Source organism: Variovorax nivicola (genome assembly GCF_051216475.1).
In the GTDB taxonomy this organism is placed as follows: domain Bacteria; phylum Pseudomonadota; class Gammaproteobacteria; order Burkholderiales; family Burkholderiaceae_C; genus Variovorax.
In genome coordinates this window covers 346218-371099 of the sequence record NZ_JBPJZK010000004.1, presented here as the reverse complement: position 1 = coordinate 371099, position 24882 = coordinate 346218, and the positions used below count along the sequence as shown (strand labels likewise).

Genomic DNA, 24882 nt, shown 5'->3' with positions numbered 1-24882 from the left:
TATTCAAACTAACAGACTTCGGCGATGCCTTCCAAATCCCCACTTTCCGCCGGTCGCCGCATCCAGACGCGGCGCTCGAATGTCCATGGCAACGGCGTGTTCGCCGTGCAGGATCTGGCCGAGGGCGAAACGCTGATCGAATACAAGGGCGAAGTCATCAACTGGAAGGAGGCGCTGCGCCGCCATCCGCATGACCCGGCCCAGCCGAATCACACCTTCTACTTTCACATCGACGACGGGCGTGTGATCGACGGCAACGTCAAGGGCAACGCCGCCCGCTGGATCAACCACTCGTGCGAGCCGAACTGCGAAGCCGACGAGGTCGATGGGCGCGTTTATATCAAGGCGCTGCGCGACATCTCCGCCGGCGAAGAACTCAACTACGACTACGGCCTGATCATCGACGAGCCGTACACGCCGAAGCTCCTGTCCGAATTTCCTTGCTGGTGCGGCTCCGAGCAGTGCCGCGGCACGCTGCTGACGCCCAAGGACGATGAGGACGAAAAGAAGAAAAAGAAGAAGGCCAAGAAAAAGGCTGAAAAGAAAAAGGCCGAGAAGAAGGAAGCCAAGAAGGCCGAAAAGAAGGCCGAGAAAAAAGCCGACAAGAAAGCGGAAAAGAAATCCGCCAAGAAGGACAAGTCCGAAAAGGACTGACGGCGATGAACAGCAGCACGGCCGACTGGTTCCAGGACCGGATCGCCGCGGCGGTCGCTCCGCTGCTGCCCGGCTTCGCGGTCGAGGCCGTGGCCGAAATCGACTCTTCCAACACCGAGCTGATGCGCCGCGCGCGCGCCGGCCGCATCGAGCCCGTGCTGCTCGTGGCCGAGCGCCAGACCGCGGGGCGCGGCCGTCTCGGGCGGCCCTGGCAGAGCGCGCCGCAGCAGGAAGAATCAGCCTCGCTGACCTTCTCGCTCGGCCTGCCGCTGGCGCCTGCCGACTGGTCGGGCCTGTCGCTCGCCGTCGGCGTCAGCGTGGCCGAAAGCCTCGATCCCTCGGGCGCGCACAAGGTCGGCCTCAAGTGGCCCAACGACGTGTGGGTGAACGACTGCAAGCTGGTCGGCATCCTCATCGAAACCGCGCTGCCGTCCGCCGGCCGCGCCGATGCGCCCCGCTATCTCGTGATCGGCATCGGTATCAATATTGGCGCGCGCGAAGGCGACGGCATGCGCACGCCACCGGCCTGGCTGCGCCAGTGGCGCCCCGAGGCCAATGCGCCCGAAGTGCTGCGCGAGCTGGCCGAGCCGCTGGTGCGCAACGTGCTCGAATTCGAGGCCAGGGGCTTCGCGGCCTTCGCCGAGCGCTTTGCCGCGCGCGACGTGCTGCGCGGCCGCGAAGTGGTACTCAGCGATGGCACTGCTGGCCTGTGCGAAGGCGTGGCCTGGGGCGGCGAGCTGCAGGTGCGCACCGACGCCGGCCTGCAGCTGATCTCCAGCGACGAAGTGAGCGTGCGCCCTCGCGGCATGACCCTCTGACACGTATGAAGCTGCGCCTGCTCCTCATCGTTCTGCTGCTGGCCAATGCCGGCTATTTTTTGTGGGCGCGCGGCGATCTTGCCGGCTTCGGCCTGGCTCCGGCCGCGCTCAACGAGCGCGAGCCGCAGCGCATGTCGCGTCAGATCCACCCTGAGTGGCTGCAGATTCGCAAGGAAGCGAAGCCGGCCGCGCCGGCGCCCTGATCCCGCGGATCAAAGAGGCGCTTCGCCCTCGAAGCGCACCGTGAACAGCGCACCCGGCGGCTGCTTGCCGGGATGCGCATCCTCCAGCTTCACCCGCGCGCGGTGCTGGTTCGCAATCTCCCGCACGATAGGCAAGCCCAGCCCCGAGCCGTCGGCCTCGTTGCCGAGCACGCGGTAGAACGGCTCGAACACCAGTTCGCGGTCGGTCTCGGCGATGCCGGGGCCGTTGTCCTCCACCTGCAACAGCAGCACGTGGCCGAAGGGGTCGGTCAGCACGCGCACGGTGATCAGGCCGGGGCGCTCCGGCGTGGAGGGCGTGTAGTTGATTGCGTTGTCGACCAGGTTGCGCACCAGCTCCTTCAGCAGTGTCGCGTTGCCGTCGAACATCACACCGGGCGCGCCCGCTTCGGCTCCGTCGTAGCCCAGGTCGATGCGCTTCTCGATCGCGCGCGGCACCGCCTCGCGCACCACCTCGATGGTGAGCTTCGCCAGGTCGCAAGGCTGGTGGTGCGCGTTGGCGCTGTTGCCCTCGGCGCGCGCCAGCGAAAGCAGCTGGTTCACCGTGTGCGTGGCGCGCTTGCTCGCGCGGCCGATCTGCTTGAGCGACTGCTTGAGCTCGTCGGCATTGGCGCCCTCGCGCTGCGCCAGGTCGGCCTGCATGCGCAGGCCCGCGAGCGGCGTCTTCAGCTGGTGCGCCGCGTCGGCCAGAAAGCGCTTCTGCGTGCCGATCGAATCGTTGAGCTTGTCGAGCAGCTCGTTGACCGACGACACCAGCGGCACCACTTCCAGCGGCACCGACGATTCGTCGAGCGGGCTCAGGTCGCCCGGGCGCCGCTCGCGGATGCGCGCCTCCACCACCGACAGCGGCTTGATGCCGCGCACCAGCGCCAGCCAGATCAGCAGCACCGCCAGTGGCAGGATGGCGAACTGCGGCAGCAGCACGCCCTTGATGATCTCGGCCGCCAGCACCGACTGCTTTTCGCGCGTCTCGGCCAGTTGCAGCAGCGTGGGCGGCACGTCGTCGGTGCCGCTGGCGATCCACATCGAGGCCACGCGCACTTCCTTGCCATGCAGGGCGCTGTTATGCAGGAACACCTGGCCGGCCGGCAGCGGCTCGTCGAGGCCGGGCATCGGAATGTCGCGCTCGCCGCTCAGCAGCGTGTCGTGGCCGTCGAGCAACTGGTAATACACGTGGCCGGCATCGTCGGCCCGCAGGATCTCGCGCGCCGATTGCGACAGCACGAACTGCGTGTGCCCTTCCTTCACCGTCACCAGCTCGGCAAGGGCCTTCACGTTGTGTTCGAGCGCGCGGTCGAAGGGCGCGTTGGCAATGCCCTGCGCCACCAGCCAGGTGACGCCGATGCTCACCGGCACCAGCAGCAGCAGCGGCGTGAGCATCCAGTCGAGGATCTCGCCGAACAGGGAGCGCTGCGCGCGCTGGAAAAGCTTCATCGCGCCGAGTCCTCCGGCGTGCCGCCGCCCACGCGCGGCGGGTGCGTCTTCGTCACTGGATCTTTTCGAGGCAGTAGCCCAGCCCGCGCACCGTCGCGATGCGCACCGGCCCCTTCTCGATCTTCTTGCGCAGGCGGTGGATGTAGACCTCGATGGCGTTCAGGCTCACCTCCTCGCCCCATTCGCACAGGCGGTCGACCAGCTGGTCCTTGCTCACCAGCCGGCCGGCGCGCTGCAGCAGCACTTCGAGCAGGCCGAGTTCGCGCGCCGACAGCTCGACCATCTTGCCGTCGATGGTGGCCACGCGGCCGGCCTGGTCGTACACCAGCGGGCCGTGGCGGATGGCGTTGCTGGTGGTGCCCATGCCGCGCCGCGTGAGGGCGCGCACGCGCGCTTCGAGCTCCTGCAGGCTGAAGGGCTTGGCCATGTAGTCGTCGGCGCCGTGGTCCAGGCCCTTGACGCGTTCCTCGACGCTGTCGGCCGCGGTGAGCACCAGCACCGGCAGCTGCGAGCCGCGCGCGCGCAGGCGCTTGAGGATCTCGATGCCGTGCAGGCTGGGCAGCCCGAGGTCGAGGATCAGCAGGTCGAACTCGTCGTGGGTCATGAGCGCGGTGTCGGCCTGCGAGCCGTTCGCCACGTGGTCTACCGCCGCGCCCGAGGTGCGCAGGCTGCGCAGGAGGGCATCGGCCAGCACCTGGTCGTCTTCGGCAATCAGAATCCGCATGCGTCACCTCCGGCCTGTTCGGGCGCCAAACTGGCGCCGTTCACATTTGTCTCTGGGGCGAGTCTAGCCCGCTGTGTAGGCTTCCAGTCCAATCGTTACCACGGTGGCGATCTCGTCGCCGACGCTGCTTCGGAACTCGCTCTCGGCCTGCGTCACCGCGCTGCGGAAGGCGTCTAGCCAGGCCAGCCCGTCGGCGGTGAAGAGTACGCGCCGCGCCCGCGCATCGAGCGGATCGGGCCCGCGCGTGACCAGACCCCAGGCCTCGCACTGGTCGACCAGCGCGCCCATGGCCTGCTTGGTCATGCCGGCGCGCTCGGCCAGCTCGGTGAGGCGCGAGCCCTCGCGCGCCAGGTGCCGCGTGATGTGGATATGCGCCGCGCTCACCTGCGCGCGCGCCGCGAGGTTCGACAGCGCCAGCGGCACGTCGATGTCGTGCGCCATCAGCTCCAGCACGCGCTCGTCGAAGCGGCGCATGGCGTGGCCGAGCAGTCGGCCCAGGTGGGTCTGGCGCCAGGCATCGGGGTCGGTGGGGAAAGCGGCTTCGGCCATGGCGCCAGATGGTAAAGCAAACTGACCAAAAAATGAGTTTGCGCCAACCTATGAGCCTCTACACTACTGTTCAAGCATCCAGCCTGTAGTTAAAAGCAGATCGGATGAAACCCAACACAAACCGTTGATTTTCAAGGAGTTTCCACATGGACGCAGTCGTCAAGGGCGCAAGCATCTCGGTCGCCAACAGTGAAAAGGCCAAGGCCCTGCAGGCCGCGCTGGCCCAGATCGAAAAGCAGTTCGGCAAGGGCACGATCATGCGGCTCGGCGAAGGCGAGGCGCTGGAAGACATCCAGGTGGTCTCCACCGGTTCGCTGGGCCTGGACATCGCGCTGGGCGTCGGCGGCCTGCCGCGCGGCCGCGTGATCGAAATCTACGGCCCTGAATCGTCGGGCAAGACCACGCTCACGCTGCAGGTCATCGCCTCTATGCAGAAGCAGGCCGGCACCTGCGCCTTCGTCGACGCCGAACATGCGCTCGATGTGCAATACGCCCAGAAGCTCGGCGTGAACCTGTCGGACCTGCTGATCAGCCAGCCCGACACCGGCGAACAGGCCCTGGAAATCGTCGACTCGCTGGTGCGCTCGGGCGCCGTCGACCTGATCGTCATCGACTCGGTCGCCGCGCTCACGCCCAAGGCCGAAATCGAAGGCGAAATGGGCGACTCGCTGCCCGGCCTGCAGGCCCGCCTGATGAGCCAGGCACTGCGCAAGCTCACCGCTACCATCAAGAAGACCAACTGCATGGTCATCTTCATCAACCAGATCCGCATGAAGATCGGCGTGATGTTCGGCTCGCCCGAAACCACCACCGGCGGCAACGCGCTGAAGTTCTACGCATCGGTGCGCCTGGACATCCGCCGCATCGGCACCATCAAGAAGGGCGACGAAGCCATCGGCAATGAAACCAAGGTGAAGGTGGTGAAGAACAAGGTGTCGCCCCCATTCAAGACGGCGGAGTTCGACATCCTGTTCGGCGAAGGCATCAGCCGCGAGGGCGAGATCATCGACATGGGCGTGACCGCCAAGATCGTCGACAAGTCGGGCGCCTGGTATGCCTACAACGGCGAGAAGATCGGCCAGGGCCGCGACAACGCCCGCGAGTTCCTGCGCGAGAACCCCGAGCTGTCGCGCGAGATCGAGAACAAGGTGCGCGAGTCGCTGGGCATCCCGCTGCTGGCCGCCGATGCCGGCGCCACGCCAGAGAAGCCGCAGAAGGCTGCCAAGGCCGAGAAGGCCGACAAGGGCGAATAAGCCAGAGCGCGGCTCCCCGGGGGCCGCGCCAGCGACCCCCGCATGGCATTCAACGCCCCGTCCCTCAAAGGCCGCGCACTGCGCCTGCTGAGCCAGCGCGAACATTCACGCGCGGAGCTGGAGCGCAAGCTGGCCAGGCATGAAGAAGAGCCCGGCACGCTGGCGAAGGCGCTCGACGAGCTGGCCGCCAAGGACTTCATCAGCGAGCCGCGCGTGGTGGCCTCGGTGCTCAACCAGCGCGCCGCCCGCTCGGGCGCGCTGCGGGTGAAGCAGGAACTGCAGGCCAAGGGCATCGCCCCCGAGGCCATCGCTGAAGCGGTGGCCAGCCTGCAGGAAACAGAAGTCGAACGCGCCACGGCCCTGTGGCGCCACCGCTTCGACGCGCCGCCCGCCGACGCGAAGGAGCGCGCCAAGCAGATGCGATTCCTGATGGCGCGCGGGTTCTCCGGCGCCATCGTGTCCAAGGTACTCAGGAGCGATTTCGATGAAACCGACGAATGAAGACCATGCCGCGCAGTCCCGCGTCATCTCGCAGCGCGTGCAGTGCGAATGGCGCCGCGCCTATGTGCTGGCGGCTGATCCGAAGCGGCTGCCCGACTGGGCCAGCGGCTTAGCGAAGAGCGCGCTGGTGCCGCACGGCGACCACTGGATCGTGCGCACGCCCGAGAGCGGCGAGGCCCGCATGCGCTTCGCACCGCGCAACGATCTCGGCGTGCTCGACCACTGGGTCGCGCCCGAAGGCGTGCCCGAGGTCTACCTGCCGTTCCGCGTGATCGGCGTTGCGCCGGACGCCTGCGAGCTGCAGTTCACGCTGCTGCGCCAGCCGCACATGGACGATGCGGCCTTCGAGCGCGATGCGCAGTGGATCGCCCGCGACCTGCAGGCGCTGCGCAACCTGCTCGAAGCAGACTGACCGGCTGGCTCAGCCGCGCACCACGATCGGCGTGAACTTGCGCCGCGCCTTCAGCTGGTCGGCATCCCACTCGATGCCCAGCCCCGGCGTCTCCGGCGCCACCGCGTGGCCGCCTTCGATGCGCAGCCGGCTCGTCGTCAGGTCGTCGAGCTGCGGGATGTATTCCACCCAGCGCGCATTCGGCACCGCAGCGCACAGGCTCACGTGCAGCTCCATCAGGAAGTGCGGGCACATCGCGATGTTGTGCGCTTCCGCGAGGTGCGCGATCTTCAGCCACGGCGTGATGCCGCCCACGCGCGCCACGTCGGCCTGCACGATGGAGCAGGCGCCCTGCTGGATGTATTCCGCGAACTGCGACGGGTGGTACATCGACTCGCCCACCGCGATCGGCACGCTGGTGCTCGCCAGCAGCTGCGCATGCGCGCGCACGTGCTCGGCCGGCATCGGCTCCTCGAACCATGCGAGGTCGAGCGGCGCGTACTGGTGCGCGCGACGAATGGCCTCGGCCGCGGTGAAGCTCTGGTTGGCATCGACCATCAGCTCGAAGTCCGCACCCACCGCTTCGCGCACCGCCGAGAGGCGCGCGATGTCTTGTGCCACATGTGGCTTACCGACCTTGATCTTCGCGCCGAGAAAGCCGTCGGCCTTCGCAGCGAGCGTCTGCTCCACCAGCTGTGCGGGCTCGATGTGCAGCCAGCCGCCCTCCGTGGTGTAGACCGGCACGCGCGACTGCGCGCCACCGGCCAGCCGCCACAGCGGCAGCCCTACAGCGCGCGCGTTGCGGTCCCACAGCGCGGTGTCGATGGCGGCCAGCGCCAGGCTGGTGATGGCGCCCACGGCGGTCGCGTGCGTGTGGAAGAACAGGTCGCGCCAGATGGCTTCGTACTGCTGCGGGTCGCGCCCGATCAGGCGCGGCGCGAGGTGGTCGTTCAGCAGCGCCACGATGGACGAGCCGCCCGTGCCGATGGTGTACGTGTAGCCCGTGCCCGCCGAGCCGTCGTCGCAGCGCACGGTGACCATCACGGTCTCCTGCGTCACGAATGACTGGATGGCGTCGGTACGCTTGACCTTGGGCGCAATGTCGATCTGCGCGATTTCGACCTGGTCGATCTTCGCCATCGTGCTCAGCCTGCGTTGCGCGTCACGTCCGCGGGCAGGTCGGCGCCGTGGAACTTCTTGTAGATGGTGTTGAGCTCACCGCTCTTGAGCTGCGCCTTCACGAACTCGTCGAGTTTGGCCTTCAGGCGCGGCTCGTTCTTGCGCATGCCGATGGCCAGGAAGTTGACCTTCATCGTGAACTTCGGCTCCATCTGCTTGGCCGGGTTCTTCTCGTTGATGGTCTTCAAGAGCGGCGGTGCGGTCGCGAAGATGTCGGCCTGGCCGCTCACCACGGCGGTGATGGAGGTGGCGTCGTCGTCGAAGCGAATCACCTGCGCGCCGGCCGGCAGCACCTTGGTCAGTTCCTGGTCGTTGGTGGTGCCGCGCGTGGCAATCACTTTCTTGCCGGCCAGGTCGGCGGGGCCGGTGATGGTCATGCTCTTGGGCGCACCCACCACGGCCAGGATGGCGGCGTAGGGCACCGAGAAGTCGACGACCTTCTCACGCTCCGGCGTGACCGACATGCTGGAGATCACGATGTCGGCCTTGTCCGTCTGCAGGAAGGGAATGCGGTTGGCGCCGGTGGTCGGCACGATCTCCAGTTCGAGGCCCAGGCTCTTGGCCAGCAGGCGCGCGGTCTCGACGTCGGAGCCGGTGGCGTTGAGCTTCTCGTCCTTCAGGCCGTAGGGCGGCACCGCGAGGTCGATGGCCACGCGGATCTTCTTGGCGGCGGTGATGGTGTCGAGCTGGTCGGCATGCGCCGATGCGCTTGCGAAAGCCAGCGGCAGTGCCAGCACAAGCGCGGACAGCAGCGCGCCGCGGCGCTTGAACGAGAGGGAAGAAGTCATCGAAAGTCTCCTGGAGTTGTCTGAAAAGAAAATCAAAGCCCGGTGCCGATGAACTGGCGCAGCTCGGGCGTCTGCGGGTCGCTGAGGATGCTGGCGTCGCCTTCCTCCCACACCAGCCCCTGGTGCATGTAGATGACCTTGTCGGCCACGCCGCGCGCGAATGCCATCTCGTGCGTGACGAGGATCATGGTCATGCCCTCGGCAGCGAGCTTTTCCATCACCTTGAGCACTTCGCCGGTGAGCTGCGGGTCGAGCGCGGAAGTCACTTCGTCGAACAGCATCAGCTGCGGCTTCATCGCGAGCGAGCGCGCAATGGCCACGCGCTGCTGCTGGCCGCCCGAGAGCTGCTCGGGGTAGGCGTCGGCCTTCTCCGCCAGGCCCACGCGTTCGAGCACTTCCATGGCGATGGCGCCGGCTTGCGCGCTGCTCATCTTCTTGACCGACTGCGGCGCGAGCGTGATGTTCTGCTTCACCGTGAGGTGCGGGAACAGGTTGTAGCTCTGGAACACGATGCCCACGTCCTTGCGCAGGTCGCGCAGGTTCAGTGCAGGGTCGTGCACCGCGTGGCCGCAGCACTGGATGGTGCCGCTGTCGATGGTCTCCAGCCGGTCGATGCAGCGCAGCGCGGTGCTCTTGCCCGAGCCGCTCTGGCCGATGATGGCAACCACCTGCCCGCGCGTGACCGAGAACGACACGCCCTTCAGCACATGCAGCTTGCCGAAGTGCTTGTGGACGTCGTTGAGTTCAACCACGGGCTGCATTGAGCTTCCTTTCAAGGGCGCGACTCCATCGCGAGAGCGGATAACAAAGAATGAAGTACAGGACCACCGCACACCCGAAATACAGGAAGGGCTGGAACGTCGAGTTGTTCAGCACCTTGGCGTTGTAGGAAAGCTCGGCGTAGCCGACCACCAGCGATGCGATCGACGTGTTCTTGATGATCTGCACCAGGAAGCCCACGGTGGGCGGCGTCGCGATGCGCAGCGCCTGCGGCAGGATCACGCGGCGCATGCGCTCCCAGCGTGTGAGCGCCAGGCACTCGGCGGCTTCCCACTGGCTGCGCGGCACGGACTGGATGCAGCCGCGCCAGATCTCGCCGAGGAAGGCGCTCGCATAGATGGTGATGGCCAGCGCCGCCGCGACGATCGCCGGCACCGAGCCGATGCCCGCGATGTTGGGTCCGAAGAAGCACACGCCCATGAGCACCAGCAGCGGCGTGCCCTGGATGACCTGGATGTAGCCCGCCGCGATGCGCCGCACCGCCTTCACGGGCGACACGCGCGCCAGCGCCACCGCCAGCCCGATGAGCCCGCCGCCCACGAACGCGAGTGCCGAGAGCTGCACCGTGCCCCATGCGCCCATCAACAGAAAGCCGAAGTGATCGATTGGCATGAACGTCATGTCGCAGCCTTCTTCACAGCGGCGTGCCGAGCTTGCGCCGGCGCGGGAAGATCAGCATGCCCAGCAGCCAGAAGCCCAGGCGCATGGCGTACGACAGCGCCAGGTACACCACCCACAGCACGATGAAGATCTCGAAGTTGCGGAAGGTGTCCGACTGGATGCGGTTGGCCACGCCGAAGAGTTCTTCCGCGCCGATCGACGACATGATGCTGGAGGCCAGCATCAGCAGCACGAACTGGCTGGCGAGCGCCGGGTACACGCGCTCCACCGCGGGCCGCAGGATCACGTGCCAGAACACCTGCAGCTTCGACAGCCCCAGGCATTGCGCCGCCTCGAGCTGCCCCTTGTGGATCGACTCGATGCCGGCGCGGATGATCTCGCAGCTGTACGCGCCGATGTTCACCACCAGCGCCAGCACCGCGCCCACCATGATCGGCATCGTCACGCCGGCGCTGGAGAGGCCGAAGATGAGGAAGTAGCTCTGAATCAGCAGCGGCGTGTTGCGGATGGCCTCCACGTAGCCGCCCGTCAGACGCCGCAGCCAGCCGTGGCGGCTGTTGCGGCCCAGCGCGCAGACGGTGCCCAGCGCAAAGCCCAGCACCGTCGCGATGAAGGACAGCTGCACGGTGGTCCACGCGCCTTCGAGCAGCAGCGGCCACTGCTCGAGCACGGGCATGAAGTCGAACTGGTAGTTCAATGCGTTGGGCTCCGGAAGTCCAATGGAAGAAAGCGGGGGAGGGCGCCGCTCAAGCAGCGCGAGCAATGCTGGCGAGCGGCAGGCACGAAGGGCCGAGCGGTTCGAAGGCCTTGTAGGTCAGGATGAATTCGCGGTGCCCCAATGCCTCGGACTTGGTGGCAGCGCCGTCGGCAACGCTGCGCACCGCGTCGAAGATCTCCTCGCCCACCTCCTGCAGCGTGCCGCGCCCTTCGAGGATGCGGCCGGCATCGACGTCCATGTCCTCGCCGAGCTGGCGGTAGGTGTCGGGGTTGGCGCAGACCTTGATGACGGGCGACACGGCAGAGCCCACCACAGAGCCGCGCCCCGTGGTGAACAGGATGAGGTGCGCGCCGCAGGCGATCAGCTCGACGATCTCTGCGTTGTCGCTGATGTTCGGAAAGCCGAAGCGCGGCTCGCCGTCGGGCACCACGTCGAGCAGGTAGAGGCCGCCCTGCGGCGGCACGTCGCCTGGCTTCACGATGCCGTTGATGGGCGAGGCGCCGCTCTTCGCATACGCGCCCAGCGATTTCTCCTCGATGGTCGAGAGCCCGCCGTCGGCATTGCCGGGCGCAAAGCTGCCGTGGCCCATGGTGCTGTAGTAGCGCGCGGCCTTGTTCACGCATTCGACGATGGCTTCGCCGAGCTCCGGCGTGGCGGCGCGGCGCTGCATGTGGAACTCGCAGCCGATCAGCTCGCCGGTTTCTTCGAAGATGCAGCGCGCGTCCTGTTCGATCAGCAGGTCGAAGGCGCGGCCCACGGCCGGGTTGGCGGTGATGCCGCTGGTGCCGTCGGAGCCGCCGCAGATGGTGCCCACCACCAGCTCGTTCAGGCTCATGGGCACGCGCTGCTGCTGCGCGAGTTCGGCCAGCGCCCACTGCACCCACTGCGTGCCTTCGCGGATGGTGCTGCGCGTGCCGCCCTTCTGCTGGATGGTGAGCGTGTGCACCGGCCGGCCCGATGCGGCAACAGCCTCTTCGAGCTTGCGCTTGTTCATGCTCTCGCAGCCCAGCGAGATCAGCAGCGCCGCGCCCACGTTGGGGTGCGTGGCAATCGCTTCCATCATGCGTTCGGCGTATTCGTTCGGGTAGCAGCCCGGGAAGCCGACAAGGTGCACTTCCGATTCGCCGTCCTGCTGGCGAAAGTTGAGCGTGATCTCGCGCGCCACGTGGTGCGCGCACTCGACGAGGTAGGCCACGACCACGACATTGCGAATGCCCTTGCGGCCGTCGGCGCGCGGGAATCCGTTGATCTGGAGATTGGGAGCGTTCATGCGGGGAGGGCGCCTCAGGCGTGGCCGACGAAGGTCTTGCCCTCGTCCAGCGTGTAGGTGGGCGTGTAGTCGCTTTCGAGGTTGTGCGTGTGGATGTGCTCGCCCGCCTCGACAGGCGCGTGCAGGCTGCCGATGACCGCGCCGTACTTCAGCACCTTTTCGCCGGCCGCGATGGCGTGGCGCGCGAGCTTGTGGCCCAGGCCGATTTCCTTCGCGAGCGTGACTGTGCCGTCTTCGAGCTGCACGGCCGTGCCGGCGGCAAGGCGGGTGCAGGCGATCAGGCAGTTGTCGCCGGGCGAGAGCAGCACCAGTCGGCTGTCGATGGGTTGCGGGTTCGGCATCCGGCGCTCAGAACTTGCGGTACTTCAGGTAGGCCTCTTGCGGGTCGGTGCCCGCGAGGATGGCGGTGCGCACGAGGTTCTCGCGGCCCATCATGTGTTCGGCCTCGGTGACGATGGCCTCGGCTTGCGCGAGCGGCAGGCAGATCACGCCGTCGGTGTCGGCCAGCAGCAGGTCGCCGGGGTTCACCGTGACATCGCCGATGCGCACCGGCACGTCCATCGCGTCTGGCAGCCAGTAGCCCACGATGTCGCGCGGCGTGAAGTAGCGGTGCCACACCTGGAAGCCCTGCTGCAGGATGAATTCGGCGTCGCGCACGCCGCCGTCGGCGATCACGCCCAGCACGCCTTTGCGGCCCAGCGTCTCGGCCGAGAGCTCGCCCATGTGCGACACCGTCGAGTCGTTCGGCTGGATCACCGCGATGTGGCCGGGCTTGGCGCGCGAGAGAAAACCGGTCCAGGCCATCAGCGTCTCGTGCGGATCGGCCGTGGGGTCGACGCGGCCGTTCACCGTGAAGGCAGGGCCGCACATCTTCTGGCCGGCGATCAGCGGGCGCAGCGTGGGCGGCAGCGTGAAGTCGCGCAGGCCCGCGGCACGCATCACGTCGTGGAGGATGCCCGTGTAGCAGGCTTGCAGGCGGGTGAGCAGCGCAGGTGCTTGGGTCATGGGATGAATCTTATTTTCTTAGATAAAACTACTTTTCATGAATGAGGTTAGCAGTGAGGACTTGGATGAAGGCTGGGGTTTGCGCCTATTCGAGGGTATTTACCAATGATCTAGCGATTGGTTTCGGGTTTTTGAGGGGGTGCAAGGGCTTGCGGGTCGCGTATATTTAATTTCATCAGTGAAATTTATATTTCACATATGTGCCAGCACTCACTCAAAGGACATCGCCAATGACTTCACGCGTTCAGGGAAAGAACATCCTCGTCACCGCCGCCGGCAAGGGCATCGGCCGGGCCAGTGCGCTGGCGCTGGCGCGCGAAGGCGCCGCCGTATGGGCCACCGACGTGGACGAAGCAGCGCTGGCCGAACTCGCCGCGATCGCCCGCGAAGAAGGCCTGGCGGGCCTGAAGACCGCCACGCTCAACGTGCGCGACAGTGCCGCGCTGCAGGCCTTCGTGCAGGTCGCGGGGCGGCTGGACGTGCTCTTCAACTGCGCCGGCTTCGTGCACAGCGGCAACATCCTGGCCTGCGAGGAAGCCGACTGGGACTTCAGCATGGACCTCAACGTGAAGTCGATGTACCGCACCATCCGCACCTTCCTGCCGGCGATGCTCGATCGCGGCGGCTCGATCATCAACATGGCCTCGGCCGCATCGAGCGTGAAGGGCGTGCCCAACCGCTTCGTCTATGGCGCCTCGAAGGCCGCGGTCATCGGGCTCACCAAGGCGGTGGCGGCCGACTTCATCCAGCAGGGCGTGCGCTGCAATGCCATCTGCCCGGGCACGGTCGAATCGCCTTCGCTGCGCGATCGCATCGCGGCCCAGGCCGAGCAGGCCGGCGCCGACGAAGCCGCGGTGCGCGCCGCCTTCGTGGCGCGCCAGCCGCTCGGGCGCGTCGGCAAGCCGGAGGAGATTGCCGCGCTGGTGGTGTACCTGGCTTCCGACGAATCGGCCTTCACCACCGGCGCGATCCATATGATCGACGGTGGATGGTCGAACTGAGCAGGGAACAATGAAGCAAGCACCAGCGCCGGAAGAACAACAGAGCCAGGACGAGGCCGCGCCCGAAGGGGAGGGCGCGCTGCGCTACGCCGCGCCGGCGCTCGAGAAGGGGCTGGACATCCTGGAGGCGCTGGCCGACAGCGCCACCGGCTACACGCTGAACGAACTGGCGCAGAAGGTCGGGCGCAAGGTCAGCGAGATCTTCCGCATGGCGGTGACGCTGCAGCGGCGCGGCTATGTGCAGGTCGACGAGAACGACCGCTACACGCTCACGCTGCGGATGTTCGAGCTGGCGCACCGCCAGCAGCCGCTCAAGAGCCTGGTGAGTGCGGCGCTGCCGCTGTTGCGCGAGCTGGCCAACCGGGCGCGCCAGTCGTGCCACCTCACCATGTACCAGGGCGGGCGCGTGGTCGTCATCGCGCAGGTCGAGAGCCCCGAGCGCTGGTCCTTCGGGCTCAAGGTCGGGGTGGTGATGGGGCTGACGGACACGTCGTCAGGCCACGTGCTGCTGGCGTTCCGCGACGAGATCGACCGCGCCCGCATGCTGCGCGCCCACATCGGCGTGGAAGGCGAGCTCGACATGGACCCGGGCGAGCTCTTCGCCCTTCTGCAGGAAGTGCGCGAGCGCGGCTATTCGGCCATGCCGAGCAAGCAGACGCGCGGCATCACCAATATCGCGTTCCCGGTGATGGGGGCGGCCGACCACGTGATCGCGTCGATCAACGTGCCGTACATCGAGCGCATCGACCAGAAGTCGGCGCCGGATGTGGTGCAGGTGCGCGGCATCGTCGGCAATATCTCCGCGCGCCTGTCGGCGCTGATGGGGGCCAGCGGCTACAACGACAACGAATAGAGCCCGGCGGCTCAGTTCGCCTCGGGCGAGTCGTCGAGCGACGGCGTCTCGCTCTTGTGCGCGGCGATGTCGCGCACGTTCTTCTGCACGGCCACTGCGCCGAACAGGCTCAGCAGGAAGGCCATGGCGTAGAAGCCCTTCTCGCTCGCGGCCAGCGTGGCGTTGAAGAGGCCGACGGCGAGCAGCGCCACCGACAGCAGCAGCGAGATCCAGCACAGACCGTAGTAGATGCCGGTGACGGCGGTGCCTTCGAGGCGGTCGCGCACGGTCTTCTGCAGCGAGACGGCGGCGAACAGGCCATACATCAGGATGGTGAAGTAGTAGCCCTTCTCGTTGAGCTGCATGGAGGCGTTCCACAGCCCGATCAGGTAGACGATGGCGCCGATGAGCAACGCGGCCCAGGATGCAGCGACGAATGCCGCAGTCGGTTTCTGGAATTTGACGGCCATGAAGTCCTCCTCGTGTGGTTGGTGCGCGATTATGGTGTGGGGCGCCGATGGCATGATCCGCGGCAGGCCGCCGGATTGCGCAGCAAGCAGTCGAGCAGAACGGCCGTCAACTACGGAGGAGCTTTTCCATGTCATCCGACCCTGTCGGCCAGCCGTCTCTCGTTCGCACCGGCGCCAAGGCCGGCCTGTCCTTCGCTGGGTCCGTCATCAAGGGCGGTCTGCTCGGCGTCATCCTGGGCGGCGGCGTTTTCTTCTTCTATCTGAGCCAGTTGCAGGGGCCGGGCAACACGGCCGCGCGTGCCGGTGGAGCCGGCGCCATCGTCGCGCTCATTACCTCGCCGCCGCTGCTGGTGGCGGTTCTGCTGCTGCTGTTCGTGGTCGTCTACGTAATGCTGGGCGTGCAGCAAGGGCGCGCGCGTGCGATGCAACATTTGGTCGCGGCGCGTGGCGAGGCCGTGTCGCAGAGGCTCGGTGGCGCGATTGCCGGGCGCATCGAAGCGATGCCGCGCGCCCACGGCACTCTGCAGCGCGCGGCCGACTGGCTGTCGGTCGATGCGTTGAGCAAGCAACTCGCGCCGGTGCTGGGCGAAGGCAAGGCGGTGCGTTCGGTGGTGGGCTTCGTGCTCAACCGGTTGCCGCTGAGCGAGATGCTGGCCGAATGGCAGCAAAGTCGCGCGGAGCACGGCGAGCCGGTGGCAGGCGAGGGCGCTGTGCAAGACCCGGCATTGCGTGTCTTGCTCACGCGCCGCATCCACGAGACGCTGCAGGACATGGCGGCACCTTCGCGCAAGCCGCTGTACATCGCGCTGGGCGTGCACGCGGCCCTGCTGGGCGTCGGGCTCTGGCTGGTGAACTGACGAAGCTGGCGAGGCGTGGCGCTCAGAGCGCCAGCATCAGCTTCAGGTTCTGCACGGCGGCGCCGCTGGCGCCCTTGCCGAGGTTGTCGAGGCGGGCGATCACCACGGCGTGGCGGTGGTCCTCGTTCGGGAACACGCGGATCTCGAGCTCGTTGGTGTCGTTGAGCGCCAGCGCTTCGAGCTTGCCGTCTTCAGTGGGCGGCAGCACCTTCACGAATTTCTCGGGCGTGTTGCTGCGCGCATAGTGCGCGGCCAGTGCGTCCTGCAGGTCGCCGGCCTTCGGCTTGCCGGGCAGCAGGTCGAGGTGCAGCGGCAGCTGCACCAGCATGCCCTGCTTGAAATTGCCCACCGACGGAACGAAGACCGGCCGGCGGGTGAGGCCGGTGTAGGTCATGATTTCGGGGATGTGCTTGTGCTTCAGGCCCAGGGCGTAGATCTCGTACGGCGGCGCTTCGCCTTTTTCGTAGGCCTCGATCATGGTCCGGCCGCCGCCCGAATAGCCGCTCACGGAGGGCAGCGAGACGGGGAAGTCGACCGGCAGGATGCCCGCGTCGACCAGCGGGCGCACCATGGCGATGGCGCCGGTCGCATAGCAGCCGGGGTTGCCGACGCGCTCGGCCTTGGCCACGGCCTGCCAGTGGCCTTCGGTGAGTTCGGGGAAGCCGAACACCCAGCCGGGGGCGATGCGGTGCGCCGTGGAGGCGTCGATGATCTTGGGCTTCTTGCCGGGCAGCTGGTCGATCAGCGCGACCGATTCGCGCGCCGCGTCGTCGTGCAGGCACAGCACTACCAGGTCGACGCCCGCCATCAGGTCGCGCTTGGCATTCACGTCTTTTCGCAGCTCGGGCGCGATGCTCACGAGTTCGATCTGCGGCATCGCCTGGAGCCGTTCGCGAATCTGCAGGCCGGTGGTGCCGGCTTCGCCGTCGATGAAAACCTTGGCCATGATGGAGGTGCCCCAGGGTAACTAGAAGAAAGTACGTATTGCCCGCAACCCCATGTACAGCATTGGTGCGGCGCACCATGATACAGTCCGCGGTTGTTCGCCGCCCCCAGCCGTCAGGTTGCCGTCGCCCGCGAGCAACAGAGCAGAAACACTCTCACCCAGATCTCCCGTTCTCAACCTCCTCCTTCCGAGAGACATCCCTCATGAAGATTCACGAGTACCAAGGCAAGGAAATCCTTGCCAAGTTCGGCGTGCCGGTGCCGCGCGGCATCCCGGCCTATACGGTTCAGGAGGCGGTGGAAGCCGCCCAGAAACTTGGAGGCCCGGTCTGGGTCGTCAAGGCCCAGATCCACGCGGGTGGCCGCGGCAAGGGCGGTGGCGTCAAGGTCGCCAAGTCCATCGAAGACGTCAAGAAGCTCGCCGGCGAAATTCTCGGCATGCAGCTCAAGACGCACCAGACCGGCCCCGAAGGCCAGAAGGTTCGCCGCCTCTACATCGAAGACGGCGCCGACATCAACAAGGAATACTACGTTTCGGCCGTGACCGACCGCGCCACCCAGAAGGTGGCCTTCATCGCTTCGAGCGAAGGCGGCATGGACATCGAGGAAGTGGCTCACTCCTCGCCCGAGAAGATCATCACGGTGTTCGCAGACCCCGAAAAGGGCCTGACCGACGAACAGGCCAAGCAGATCGCCGACGGCATCGGCATGCCGGCCGACTCGACCGCCCAGACGGTCGACATCCTGAAGAAGCTCTACACCTGCTACATGGAGACGGACGCCTCGCTGGTCGAGATCAACCCGCTCAACCGTGACAGCAAGGGCAACGTCATGGCGCTGGACGCCAAGTTCAATTTCGACAGCAACGCGCTGTTCCGCCACCCCGAAATCGTGGCCCTGCGCGACCTCGACGAAGAAGACGCGGCCGAAGTCGAAGCCTCGAAGTTCGACCTTGCCTACATCTCGCTGGACGGCAACATCGGCTGCCTGGTGAACGGTGCCGGCCTGGCCATGGCCACCATGGACACCATCAAGCTGTTCGGCGGCGAGCCGGCCAACTTCCTGGACGTGGGCGGCGGCGCCACCCCCGAGAAGGTCACCGAAGCCTTCAAGATCATGCTGAAGAACAAGAACGTCGAGGCCATCCTCGTCAACATCTTCGGCGGCATCATGAAGTGCGACACCATCGCCACCGGCGTGATCGCAGCCTGCAAGGCCGTGAACCTGCAAGTGCCGCTGGTCGTGCGCATGAAGGGCACCAACGAAGTCGAAGGCAAGAAGCTGCTGGCCGATTCGGGCCTGCCGATCATCAGCGCCGACACCATGGCGGAAGCGGCCCAGAAGGTCGTGGCAGCAGTCAAGAAGGCCTAAGGAACAAGTCATGTCGATCTACATCAACAAAGACACCAAAGTCATCACGCAAGGCATCACCGGCAAGACCGGCCAGTTCCACACCGAGAAGTGCCAGGAATACGCGAACGGCAAAAACGCCTTCGTGGCGGGCGTGAACCCGAAGAAGGCCGGCGAGTCGATCTTCAACATCCCGATCTTCGGCTCGGTCAAGGAAGCTGCTTCGCAAACCGGCGCCACGGTGTCGGTGATCTACGTGCCGCCGGCAGGCGCCGCGGCCGCCATCTGGGAAGCCGTCGAAGCCGACCTGGACCTGGCGATCTGCATCACCGAAGGCATCCCGGTTCGCGACATGCTCGAAGTGCGCAACAAGATGAAGGCCAAGGAAGCGGCCGGCGGCAAGAAGACCCTGCTGCTGGGCCCGAACTGCCCCGGCCTGATCACGCCCGACGAAATCAAGATCGGCATCATGCCCGGCCACATCCACCGCAAGGGCCGCATCGGCGTGGTCTCGCGCTCGGGCACGCTGACGTACGAAGCCGTGGCTCAACTGACCGAAATTGGCCTGGGCCAATCGTCGGCAGTCGGCATTGGCGGCGACCCGATCAATGGCCTGAAGCACATCGACGTGATGAAGGCCTTCAACGACGATCCGGACACCGACGCCGTCATCATGATCGGCGAAATCGGCGGCCCGGACGAGGCTGACGCAGCCCGCTGGTGCAAGGAACACATGAAGAAGCCGGTCGTCGGCTTCATCGCCGGTGTCACCGCCCCTCCCGGCAAGCGCATGGGCCACGCCGGCGCGCTGATCTCGGGCGGCGCCGACACGGCTGATGCCAAGCTCGCCATCATGGAAGAATGCGGCTTCACCGTGACGCGCAACTTCTCGGAACTGGCCAAGCTGCTCAAGGCACAGCTCTAAACCGGAAAACGGCAGCGGCTTGCCGCAGGACCACGCAGAAACAAAAAAGCGCCCGCACTGGATTGCGGGCGCTTTTTTCAATAAAACACAGTGGGATCAGAGACATGGAAATTCTTCAAAGCACAGACTTCTGGTTAGGTCTGCTCAAGATCGTCTGGATCAACATCATCCTGTCGGGAGACAACGCGGTGGTGATTGCCATGGCGGCGCGTTCGTTGCCGCCCGCGCAGCAGAAAAAGGCCGTGCTCTTCGGCTCCGGCGCGGCCGTGGTGCTGCGTATCGTGCTCACGGTGGTGGCTGCCAAGCTGCTCGCCCTGCCTTATCTGCAGATCATCGGCGGCCTGCTGTTGCTGTGGATCGGCCTGCAGCTGCTGAGCGAGGAAGACGAGGGCGACGGCGAATCCAAGGAATACGGCAGCATGATGGCCGCAGTGCGCACCATCCTGCTGGCCGACCTGGTGATGAGCCTGGACAACGTGATTGCCGTCGCGGCCGCCGCGCAGGGCAGCATGGTGCTGCTGGTTCTCGGCCTGGCGATCAGCATTCCCTTGGTGATTTTCGGCAGCACGCTCATGATCAAGCTCATGGAACGTTTCCCGATCATCGTCATGCTGGGCGCCGCGCTGATCGGCTGGGTCGGCGGCGAAACCATCGTGCAAGACGCGGTGCTGCGCGACACGCTGGCGGCCAACCCCTGGTTGCACTACGCGGCTGCTGCCGCAGGTGCGTTGTTCGTCGTGGCCGGTGGCCGCCTGATGCAACGGCGCGCACGCGCCGCTGCGCACTGAGTTTTCGAGAAGTCGGCACTGACAAACCATGGCGAGTGTCGGCGTTTCCCTGTTCTCCACCCGTCCTTCGCTGACCTGGGAATTTGCCGCCCTGACCGACGTCGGGCGGATGCGCGCCCATAACGAAGACGCCGTGCATGTGGACTCCGCCCTCGGGTTGGCCCTGCTGGCCGACGGCATGGGCGGCTACAAGGGGGGCGAAGTGGCGAGCGCGATGGCTGTCTCGCTGATGCACGCCAGTTTCGGCCGGTGGTTCGCCCAGGCCGGGATGCAGGCGCCGACCCGGGTGGTCCGGCGGGCGCTGCAGGCGGCCACGGACGAGGCCAACAGCTCGATCCTGCATGCCGGCATGACCAACCACGAACTGCAGGGCATGGGAACGACCCTGGTGCTGGCGGCCTTCCGGCCGCAGCGCGTGCTGGTTGGCCACATCGGCGATTCGCGGTGCTACCGGGTGCGCAACAACAAGCTGGAGCTGCTCACCCGCGACCACTCGCTACGGCAGCAGCAGCTCGACGCTGGCGCCATCACCGCCGAGGAAGCCCTGAATTCGCCCACCCGCAATCTCGTGACGCGCGCCGTGGGCGTGGAGGCCCAAGTCTTGCTGGAGATGCACGAACACAGCGCAAGACCGGGCGATCTCTATATGCTTTGCTCCGACGGGCTCAGCGAGATGGTTTCGGATGAGCAGCTTTTCACGCTTCTAGGACACGATGTCGGGCTTCAGAAAAAAGCATCACTTTTGGTTTCAATTGCCAATGACAATGGTGGACGGGACAACATCTCGGTTGTCCTGGCCAGCGCGAGCGTTGCAGAAGCGCCTCGTGCGGCCAAGTAGCAGGCCCTGGCGGCAATCCGCCAATGTGCTTGCCGTCGTTCAAGCTCTGGATTCGGGGAGTCGGCAATGCCGAAGATGATCATCTCGGTCGATGGCGTTGTCATCGGGCAAGTGGCGCTTGCCAAGGAACGCACGACGCTGGGACGCCGTGCCTACAACGACATCGTGATCGACAATCTGGCGGTCAGCGGCGAGCATGCCGTGCTGCACATGAGCGGTGGCGAAGTCGAAATTGAAGATCTCAACAGCACCAACGGCACCTACGTCAATGCGCTCGCCATCCAGAAGCAGGCGCTCAAGGACAACGATGTCATCGAGGTCGGTGGCTGCCGCATCCATTTTCGCGCGCGCAGCGAACTGGCAGCCGGCACCGGCTCGGTCCGCTCCCCGTCGGCCGAGTACCCCTCGGGGTCCATGCCGCTGTCGTCGGCGCCAACGGAGTCCGGCGCGTTGGTCGAACTCGGCATTCCGGTGCTGCGCGTGCTCTCCGGCGCCAACGAGGGGCAGGACGTGGCCCTGCAGAAGGTCGTCACCACCATCGGCAAGCCCGGTATCGCGGTGGCCGTGGTCACGCGCCGCCGGCAGGGCTACGTGGCCGCGGGCGTCGAAGGCAACGTCACGCTCAACGGCCTGCAGCTCGGCGCCGAGGCGGTTGCGCTGCAGGAGCGCGACGTTCTCGAGCTGGGCGGCGCCACGCGCATGCAGTTCGTGCGCATCTGAGCAGCTTTTTCTCCTGACCTGCCGCGGCAGCGTCCGCACGGATGCAGCGCCGTGAGGGAGCTGCGGCGGCACTGGCCGCGCATCGCCATCACCTTGCTGCCCGTGTTGCTGGCGCTGGCGCATGCCACCGGCGCCTGGCAGCTGACCGCGATTGAACGCCTTGACCGGCTGATCTACGACATCCGCCTGCGCGCCACCATGCCGGGCACGCCCGATGCGCGGGTGGTGATCGTCGATGTCGACGACGCCAGCCTGGCGCGCCAGGGCCAATGGCCCTGGGCCCGCGACAAGATCGCCCGCCTCACCACGGAACTGATGACCCGCCAGCAGGCGGCCGTGCTCGGCTTCGACGTCATGTTTCTCGAGCCAGACCGCAGCTCGGGCCTCGACAGGCTGCGGGAGATGGCGAGCGGGCCGCTAGGCAACGTGCCAGGCCTGGCCGCCGAAGTCGAGAGACTTGCGCCCGCCCTCGACAACGACGCTACCTTCGCCACGGCGCTGAGCGGCCGGCGCGTGGCACTGGGCTACTACTTCACGCGGACCGAGGCGCCGAGCGCCAAGGGGCAGTTGCCTGCCGCGCCCCTGCTGCTGGCGGGGGCCTTCCCCCCGGGCGGCGTTTACGGCACGAACTGGAACGGCTTCGGCGCCAGCCTGCCGGCGCTGGCCCAGGCCGCGCCGGCTGCGGGTTTCCTGAACACACTGGTCGGTGCCAACGGCGACGGCGTCATTCGCAGCGTGCCGCTCATCGCCCGCTACGAGGGCGACAAGGCGCAGCCGGGTTACTACGAGTCGCTGGGGCTCGCCGTCTACCGCCTCGCGAACGGATCGCCGCCCGTGCAGCCGGCCTTTGCGCCCGGCGGTGCCACGCCGCAACTCGAATCGCTGAGAGTGGGCCGCCTGCGCATTCCGGTCGACGGCACGGGCAGCATGCACGTGCCGTTTCGCGGCCCCGGCGGTGCGGATGGCGGATCGTTCCGCTACGTGCCCGCTGCCGACGTGCTTGAGGGCCGGCTCAGGCCGGGCGAATTGAAGGACAAGATCGTGCTTCTGGGCGCCACGGCCCCCGGGTTGCAGGATCTGCGCGCTACGCCCGTCGAGGCCGCGTTTCCGGGTGTGGAAGTGCACGCCAACGTCGTCTCCGCCCTGCTCGACCATCGCCTGCTCACCGTGCCCGACTACGCGGTGGGATACGAGGTGCTGCTTGTCGGTGTGACGGGGCTCGTACTGGCCTTCGGACTGTCGTTGCTGTCGGCACCGCGCGCCCTGCTGCTGGCGGCGGGGACGATCGCCGCGCTGATCGGCCTCAATGCATGGCTCTACACGAGCCACAGCCTCGTGCTGCCCTTGGCGTCGGCGCTGGCGATGGCAGCGCTTGCCTTCGTGTTCAACATGAGCTGGGGCTATTTCGTCGAATCGCGCGCGCGGCGCGGCCTGGTGCGGCTCTTCGGTACCTACGTGCCGCCACAGCTCGTCAACGAGATGATGGCGCACCCCGGGCGCTACAGCATGCGCGCCGAGAGCAAGCCCATGACCGTGATGTTCTGCGACATGCGCGACTTCACCCGCTTGTCGGAGCAGATGGCACCGGCCGAGCTGCAGGCCTTTCTCAACACCGTCTTCAGCCGGCTCACCAACGTCATCAGCGCGCACCGCGGCACCATCGACAAATACATGGGCGACTGCGTCATGGCCTTCTGGGGTGCGCCCATCGACACGCCCGACCACGCCACGCTCGCCGTACGGGCCGCGCTCGACATGGCCGACGCCGTGCACGACATCAACCGCATTCACCGCGCCAGCGGCCGGCCCGAAATCAGCGTGGGCATCGGCATCAACAGCGGCCTGATGAGCGTGGGCGACATGGGCTCCGCCGCGCGCCGCAGCTATACCGTGGTCGGCGACGCGGTCAACCTCGCATCCCGCCTCGAGGGCCTGAGCGGACACTACGGCGTGGAAGTCGTGGCCAGCGGCGCCACCCGCGAACTGGCGCCCGACTACATCTGGCAGGAACTCGACAGCGTGCGCGTCAAGGGAAAGGCACAAGCCGTTGCCGTTTTTACGCCTCTGGCCGCACGCACACCCGAGGCGGTGGCGCAGACCCAGCAACTGCTCGACCGCTGGAGCGAAGTTCTCGCGGCCTACCGCCGGCAGGACTGGGCGATGGGCCGAAACTTGCTGGCCCCCCTGCTCGCCGCAGATGCCAAAAAAGTCCTTTACCAGCTCTACGCCCAGCGTTTAGCCTCGATGGCGTTGCGACCGCAAGACCCTGATTGGGATGGCGCAACCCGGTTCGAAACCAAATGACGACAGACACATACAAGGGGTCTCTCACAATGCAGGTTCGTGTGCTGGGTTGCTCAGGCGCCATCGCCAAAGACTGCCGCACCACCTCTTTCCTGGTCGACACGGACCTGCTCGTCGATGCGGGCACGGGGGTCGGAGACCTCACGCTCGATGAAATGGTCCGCATCGACGACGTCGTGCTCACCCACAGCCACCTCGACCACATCGCTGCGCTCCCCTTGATGCTCGACGCCGTGGGCAGCCGCCGCAAGCGGCCGCTGCGCGTGCATGCGCTGAGGGCCACCATCGACGCGCTGCGGGCGCATGTGTTCAACAACGTCATCTGGCCGGATTTCGAGAGCATTCCTAGCCTCGAGGCGCCATTCGTGAGCTTCCACGTCATCGCGGTTGGGCAATTGCTGCCGCTGGGCAGCCGCGAGCCCAAGCTGGTCGAGGTGCTGCCTGCGGTTCATACGGTGCCGGCGTGCGGCTTTGCCGTGCGGCGGGCCGAAGGCGGCGCCCATTGGGTATTCAGCGGGGACACCGAGCGCAACGCGCCCTTCTGGGAGCGGGTGAATGCGATCGACGTGGCGATGCTGGTAATCGAAACAGCCTTCAGTAGCCGCGAGCAGGCGCTGGCCGAGCGCAGCCTGCACTTGTCGCCTGCGGTGCTGGCTGACGAGTTGGCGCACATCGGGCCGGGGAAGCAATACCCGATCTACATCACCCACACCAAGCCCACTGAAACCGACGAGATCATGAGCCAGATCGAGGCGCTGATGGACGAGCAGGTGGCGGGGCTGGCGCAGCGGGATATTCGTTGGCTGAAGGCGGATGGGATTCTGACTTGCTGACGGTGGGTGATGCGCTGGCATGACAAATTTGTCACTGCGTGTAGCGTTTGCAAGCGAATCGTGTCACATCATGTAACGCCAAAGTGGGTAAAAGTGACGTGTTCGGTCAGCGG

Annotated in this window: 29 protein-coding genes; 16 read left to right on the top strand and 13 right to left on the bottom strand. The window is 66.4% G+C overall.

What is annotated here, in order from left to right; translation table 11 throughout:
* Positions 1-24: 24 nt before the first annotated feature.
* The 3 genes from ACSFBF_RS18470 to ACSFBF_RS18460 are packed head-to-tail and all read left to right on the top strand — an operon-like array spanning position 25 to position 1675.
* Positions 25-654 carry an SET domain-containing protein gene (locus tag ACSFBF_RS18470; protein ID WP_435469418.1) on the top strand — a complete coding sequence of 210 codons (630 nt, stop codon included), beginning with the start codon at positions 25-27 and terminating at the stop codon, positions 652-654.
* 5 nt (positions 655-659) lie between these two features.
* The gene (locus ACSFBF_RS18465) at positions 660-1472 is read left to right on the top strand and encodes a biotin--[acetyl-CoA-carboxylase] ligase (protein ID WP_435469416.1); all 813 of its coding nucleotides are present in this window, start codon (positions 660-662) and stop codon (positions 1470-1472) included.
* A 5-nt stretch (positions 1473-1477) separates the two neighbouring features.
* Positions 1478-1675: a sporulation protein gene (locus ACSFBF_RS18460; RefSeq protein WP_435469414.1), complete on the top strand. Its 198-nt coding sequence runs from the start codon at positions 1478-1480 to the stop codon at positions 1673-1675.
* Positions 1676-1684: 9 nt separating this feature from the next.
* On the opposite strand, the gene ACSFBF_RS18455 is transcribed toward ACSFBF_RS18460, so the two are convergent.
* The 3 genes from ACSFBF_RS18455 to ACSFBF_RS18445 all read right to left on the bottom strand — a co-directional run bounded on the left by ACSFBF_RS18455 (position 1685) and on the right by ACSFBF_RS18445 (position 4400).
* Positions 1685-3127 carry a sensor histidine kinase gene (locus ACSFBF_RS18455; protein WP_435469412.1) on the bottom strand — a complete coding sequence of 481 codons (1443 nt, stop codon included), beginning with the start codon at positions 3125-3127 and terminating at the stop codon, positions 1685-1687.
* 52 nt (positions 3128-3179) lie between these two features.
* Entirely contained in the window at positions 3180-3851 is a 672-nt protein-coding gene (locus ACSFBF_RS18450) for a response regulator (RefSeq protein WP_435469410.1), read from the bottom strand.
* A gap of 63 nt (positions 3852-3914) precedes the next feature.
* Positions 3915-4400 (bottom strand): MarR family winged helix-turn-helix transcriptional regulator, encoded by a 486-nt coding sequence (locus ACSFBF_RS18445; RefSeq protein WP_435469408.1) that lies wholly within the window; start codon positions 4398-4400, stop codon positions 3915-3917.
* 146 nt (positions 4401-4546) lie between these two features.
* On the opposite strand from ACSFBF_RS18445, the gene recA reads away from it, so the two are divergent.
* Genes recA through ACSFBF_RS18430 form a run of 3 tightly spaced genes read left to right on the top strand, consistent with a single transcriptional unit; the run spans position 4547 to position 6566 of the window.
* Positions 4547-5653, top strand: coding sequence for a recombinase RecA (gene recA, locus ACSFBF_RS18440; protein ID WP_435469406.1), 1107 nt, complete (start codon positions 4547-4549; stop codon positions 5651-5653).
* A gap of 42 nt (positions 5654-5695) precedes the next feature.
* Positions 5696-6154, top strand: coding sequence for a recombination regulator RecX (gene recX, locus ACSFBF_RS18435; protein ID WP_435469404.1), 459 nt, complete (start codon positions 5696-5698; stop codon positions 6152-6154).
* Entirely contained in the window at positions 6138-6566 is a 429-nt protein-coding gene (locus ACSFBF_RS18430; protein WP_435469402.1) for an SRPBCC family protein, read from the top strand. Before recX ends, ACSFBF_RS18430 begins: the two co-directional genes overlap by 17 nt.
* Positions 6567-6575: 9 nt before the next feature.
* On the opposite strand, the gene ACSFBF_RS18425 is transcribed toward ACSFBF_RS18430, so the two are convergent.
* Genes ACSFBF_RS18425 through ACSFBF_RS18390 form a run of 8 tightly spaced genes read right to left on the bottom strand, consistent with a single transcriptional unit; the run spans position 6576 to position 12906 of the window.
* Entirely contained in the window at positions 6576-7685 is a 1110-nt protein-coding gene (locus ACSFBF_RS18425; RefSeq protein WP_435469400.1) for a mandelate racemase/muconate lactonizing enzyme family protein, read from the bottom strand.
* A 5-nt stretch (positions 7686-7690) separates the two neighbouring features.
* Positions 7691-8512: a transporter substrate-binding domain-containing protein gene (locus ACSFBF_RS18420; RefSeq protein WP_435469398.1), complete on the bottom strand. Its 822-nt coding sequence runs from the start codon at positions 8510-8512 to the stop codon at positions 7691-7693.
* Positions 8513-8544: 32 nt separating this feature from the next.
* Positions 8545-9273: an amino acid ABC transporter ATP-binding protein gene (locus ACSFBF_RS18415; RefSeq protein WP_435469396.1), complete on the bottom strand. Its 729-nt coding sequence runs from the start codon at positions 9271-9273 to the stop codon at positions 8545-8547.
* Complete coding sequence (locus ACSFBF_RS18410) at positions 9257-9913, bottom strand: amino acid ABC transporter permease (protein WP_371127368.1); 657 nt, start codon at positions 9911-9913, stop codon at positions 9257-9259. The genes ACSFBF_RS18415 and ACSFBF_RS18410 overlap by 17 nt, the downstream gene beginning before the upstream one ends.
* Before the next feature lie 13 nt (positions 9914-9926).
* Complete coding sequence (locus tag ACSFBF_RS18405; RefSeq protein WP_097197622.1) at positions 9927-10610, bottom strand: amino acid ABC transporter permease; 684 nt, start codon at positions 10608-10610, stop codon at positions 9927-9929.
* Positions 10611-10659: 49 nt separating this feature from the next.
* Positions 10660-11901 carry a UxaA family hydrolase gene (locus ACSFBF_RS18400; RefSeq protein WP_435469393.1) on the bottom strand — a complete coding sequence of 414 codons (1242 nt, stop codon included), beginning with the start codon at positions 11899-11901 and terminating at the stop codon, positions 10660-10662.
* A gap of 14 nt (positions 11902-11915) precedes the next feature.
* A complete protein-coding gene (locus tag ACSFBF_RS18395) occupies positions 11916-12242 on the bottom strand; it encodes a UxaA family hydrolase (RefSeq protein WP_435469391.1) in 327 nt (108 codons plus the stop codon).
* Between the two features lie 7 nt (positions 12243-12249).
* Entirely contained in the window at positions 12250-12906 is a 657-nt protein-coding gene (locus tag ACSFBF_RS18390; protein WP_435469389.1) for an RraA family protein, read from the bottom strand.
* Positions 12907-13136: 230 nt separating this feature from the next.
* On the opposite strand from ACSFBF_RS18390, the gene ACSFBF_RS18385 reads away from it, so the two are divergent.
* A complete protein-coding gene (locus tag ACSFBF_RS18385) occupies positions 13137-13907 on the top strand; it encodes an SDR family oxidoreductase (RefSeq protein ID WP_435469387.1) in 771 nt (256 codons plus the stop codon).
* A 10-nt stretch (positions 13908-13917) separates the two neighbouring features.
* Complete coding sequence (locus tag ACSFBF_RS18380; RefSeq protein WP_435469385.1) at positions 13918-14760, top strand: IclR family transcriptional regulator; 843 nt, start codon at positions 13918-13920, stop codon at positions 14758-14760.
* An 11-nt stretch (positions 14761-14771) separates the two neighbouring features.
* Here ACSFBF_RS18380 and yiaA read toward each other — a convergent pair whose 3' ends face one another.
* The gene (gene yiaA, locus ACSFBF_RS18375) at positions 14772-15209 is read right to left on the bottom strand and encodes an inner membrane protein YiaA (protein ID WP_435469383.1); all 438 of its coding nucleotides are present in this window, start codon (positions 15207-15209) and stop codon (positions 14772-14774) included.
* 128 nt (positions 15210-15337) lie between these two features.
* Between yiaA and ACSFBF_RS18370 the strand changes: the two genes are divergently transcribed.
* Positions 15338-16066: a hypothetical protein gene (locus ACSFBF_RS18370; RefSeq protein WP_435469381.1), complete on the top strand. Its 729-nt coding sequence runs from the start codon at positions 15338-15340 to the stop codon at positions 16064-16066.
* A gap of 22 nt (positions 16067-16088) precedes the next feature.
* Here the strand turns inward: ACSFBF_RS18370 and argC are convergent, their stop codons facing one another.
* The gene (gene argC, locus ACSFBF_RS18365) at positions 16089-17012 is read right to left on the bottom strand and encodes an N-acetyl-gamma-glutamyl-phosphate reductase (RefSeq protein WP_435469379.1); all 924 of its coding nucleotides are present in this window, start codon (positions 17010-17012) and stop codon (positions 16089-16091) included.
* Positions 17013-17215: 203 nt separating this feature from the next.
* Here argC and sucC point away from each other — a divergent pair, with 203 nt between their 5' ends.
* The 7 genes from sucC (at position 17216) to ACSFBF_RS18330 (ending at position 24769) form a co-directional block, all read left to right on the top strand.
* Positions 17216-18382, top strand: a complete 1167-nt coding sequence (gene sucC / locus ACSFBF_RS18360; protein ID WP_042577345.1) for an ADP-forming succinate--CoA ligase subunit beta — start codon at positions 17216-17218, stop codon at positions 18380-18382.
* 10 nt (positions 18383-18392) lie between these two features.
* Positions 18393-19286 (top strand): succinate--CoA ligase subunit alpha, encoded by an 894-nt coding sequence (sucD, locus tag ACSFBF_RS18355; RefSeq protein WP_007828710.1) that lies wholly within the window; start codon positions 18393-18395, stop codon positions 19284-19286.
* Between the two features lie 104 nt (positions 19287-19390).
* The gene (locus ACSFBF_RS18350; RefSeq protein ID WP_435469376.1) at positions 19391-20074 is read left to right on the top strand and encodes a TerC family protein; all 684 of its coding nucleotides are present in this window, start codon (positions 19391-19393) and stop codon (positions 20072-20074) included.
* A 28-nt stretch (positions 20075-20102) separates the two neighbouring features.
* A complete protein-coding gene (locus ACSFBF_RS18345) occupies positions 20103-20912 on the top strand; it encodes a Stp1/IreP family PP2C-type Ser/Thr phosphatase (protein WP_435469374.1) in 810 nt (269 codons plus the stop codon).
* 66 nt (positions 20913-20978) lie between these two features.
* Positions 20979-21632 carry an FHA domain-containing protein gene (locus tag ACSFBF_RS18340; RefSeq protein WP_435469372.1) on the top strand — a complete coding sequence of 218 codons (654 nt, stop codon included), beginning with the start codon at positions 20979-20981 and terminating at the stop codon, positions 21630-21632.
* A 51-nt stretch (positions 21633-21683) separates the two neighbouring features.
* Complete coding sequence (locus tag ACSFBF_RS18335) at positions 21684-23936, top strand: CHASE2 domain-containing protein (protein WP_435469370.1); 2253 nt, start codon at positions 21684-21686, stop codon at positions 23934-23936.
* Positions 23937-23965: 29 nt separating this feature from the next.
* Positions 23966-24769: a 3',5'-cyclic-nucleotide phosphodiesterase gene (locus ACSFBF_RS18330; RefSeq protein ID WP_435470053.1), complete on the top strand. Its 804-nt coding sequence runs from the start codon at positions 23966-23968 to the stop codon at positions 24767-24769.
* Positions 24770-24882 lie beyond the last annotated feature (113 nt).

Coding starts and splice junctions, on each gene's coding strand:
- ACSFBF_RS18470 (WP_435469418.1), top strand. CDS start 25: ATGCCTTCCAAATCCCCACTTTCCGCCGGTCGCCGCATCCAGACGCGG.
- ACSFBF_RS18465 (WP_435469416.1), top strand. CDS start 660: ATGAACAGCAGCACGGCCGACTGGTTCCAGGACCGGATCGCCGCGGCG.
- ACSFBF_RS18460 (WP_435469414.1), top strand. CDS start 1,478: ATGAAGCTGCGCCTGCTCCTCATCGTTCTGCTGCTGGCCAATGCCGGC.
- ACSFBF_RS18455 (WP_435469412.1), bottom strand. CDS start 3,127: ATGAAGCTTTTCCAGCGCGCGCAGCGCTCCCTGTTCGGCGAGATCCTC.
- ACSFBF_RS18450 (WP_435469410.1), bottom strand. CDS start 3,851: ATGCGGATTCTGATTGCCGAAGACGACCAGGTGCTGGCCGATGCCCTC.
- ACSFBF_RS18445 (WP_435469408.1), bottom strand. CDS start 4,400: ATGGCCGAAGCCGCTTTCCCCACCGACCCCGATGCCTGGCGCCAGACC.
- recA (WP_435469406.1), top strand. CDS start 4,547: ATGGACGCAGTCGTCAAGGGCGCAAGCATCTCGGTCGCCAACAGTGAA.
- recX (WP_435469404.1), top strand. CDS start 5,696: ATGGCATTCAACGCCCCGTCCCTCAAAGGCCGCGCACTGCGCCTGCTG.
- ACSFBF_RS18430 (WP_435469402.1), top strand. CDS start 6,138: ATGAAACCGACGAATGAAGACCATGCCGCGCAGTCCCGCGTCATCTCG.
- ACSFBF_RS18425 (WP_435469400.1), bottom strand. CDS start 7,685: ATGGCGAAGATCGACCAGGTCGAAATCGCGCAGATCGACATTGCGCCC.
- ACSFBF_RS18420 (WP_435469398.1), bottom strand. CDS start 8,512: ATGACTTCTTCCCTCTCGTTCAAGCGCCGCGGCGCGCTGCTGTCCGCG.
- ACSFBF_RS18415 (WP_435469396.1), bottom strand. CDS start 9,273: ATGCAGCCCGTGGTTGAACTCAACGACGTCCACAAGCACTTCGGCAAG.
- ACSFBF_RS18410 (WP_371127368.1), bottom strand. CDS start 9,913: ATGACGTTCATGCCAATCGATCACTTCGGCTTTCTGTTGATGGGCGCA.
- ACSFBF_RS18400 (WP_435469393.1), bottom strand. CDS start 11,901: ATGAACGCTCCCAATCTCCAGATCAACGGATTCCCGCGCGCCGACGGC.
- ACSFBF_RS18395 (WP_435469391.1), bottom strand. CDS start 12,242: ATGCCGAACCCGCAACCCATCGACAGCCGACTGGTGCTGCTCTCGCCC.
- ACSFBF_RS18390 (WP_435469389.1), bottom strand. CDS start 12,906: ATGACCCAAGCACCTGCGCTGCTCACCCGCCTGCAAGCCTGCTACACG.
- ACSFBF_RS18385 (WP_435469387.1), top strand. CDS start 13,137: ATGACTTCACGCGTTCAGGGAAAGAACATCCTCGTCACCGCCGCCGGC.
- ACSFBF_RS18380 (WP_435469385.1), top strand. CDS start 13,918: ATGAAGCAAGCACCAGCGCCGGAAGAACAACAGAGCCAGGACGAGGCC.
- yiaA (WP_435469383.1), bottom strand. CDS start 15,209: ATGGCCGTCAAATTCCAGAAACCGACTGCGGCATTCGTCGCTGCATCC.
- ACSFBF_RS18370 (WP_435469381.1), top strand. CDS start 15,338: ATGTCATCCGACCCTGTCGGCCAGCCGTCTCTCGTTCGCACCGGCGCC.
- argC (WP_435469379.1), bottom strand. CDS start 17,012: ATGGCCAAGGTTTTCATCGACGGCGAAGCCGGCACCACCGGCCTGCAG.
- sucC (WP_042577345.1), top strand. CDS start 17,216: ATGAAGATTCACGAGTACCAAGGCAAGGAAATCCTTGCCAAGTTCGGC.
- sucD (WP_007828710.1), top strand. CDS start 18,393: ATGTCGATCTACATCAACAAAGACACCAAAGTCATCACGCAAGGCATC.
- ACSFBF_RS18350 (WP_435469376.1), top strand. CDS start 19,391: ATGGAAATTCTTCAAAGCACAGACTTCTGGTTAGGTCTGCTCAAGATC.
- ACSFBF_RS18345 (WP_435469374.1), top strand. CDS start 20,103: ATGGCGAGTGTCGGCGTTTCCCTGTTCTCCACCCGTCCTTCGCTGACC.
- ACSFBF_RS18340 (WP_435469372.1), top strand. CDS start 20,979: ATGCCGAAGATGATCATCTCGGTCGATGGCGTTGTCATCGGGCAAGTG.
- ACSFBF_RS18330 (WP_435470053.1), top strand. CDS start 23,966: ATGCAGGTTCGTGTGCTGGGTTGCTCAGGCGCCATCGCCAAAGACTGC.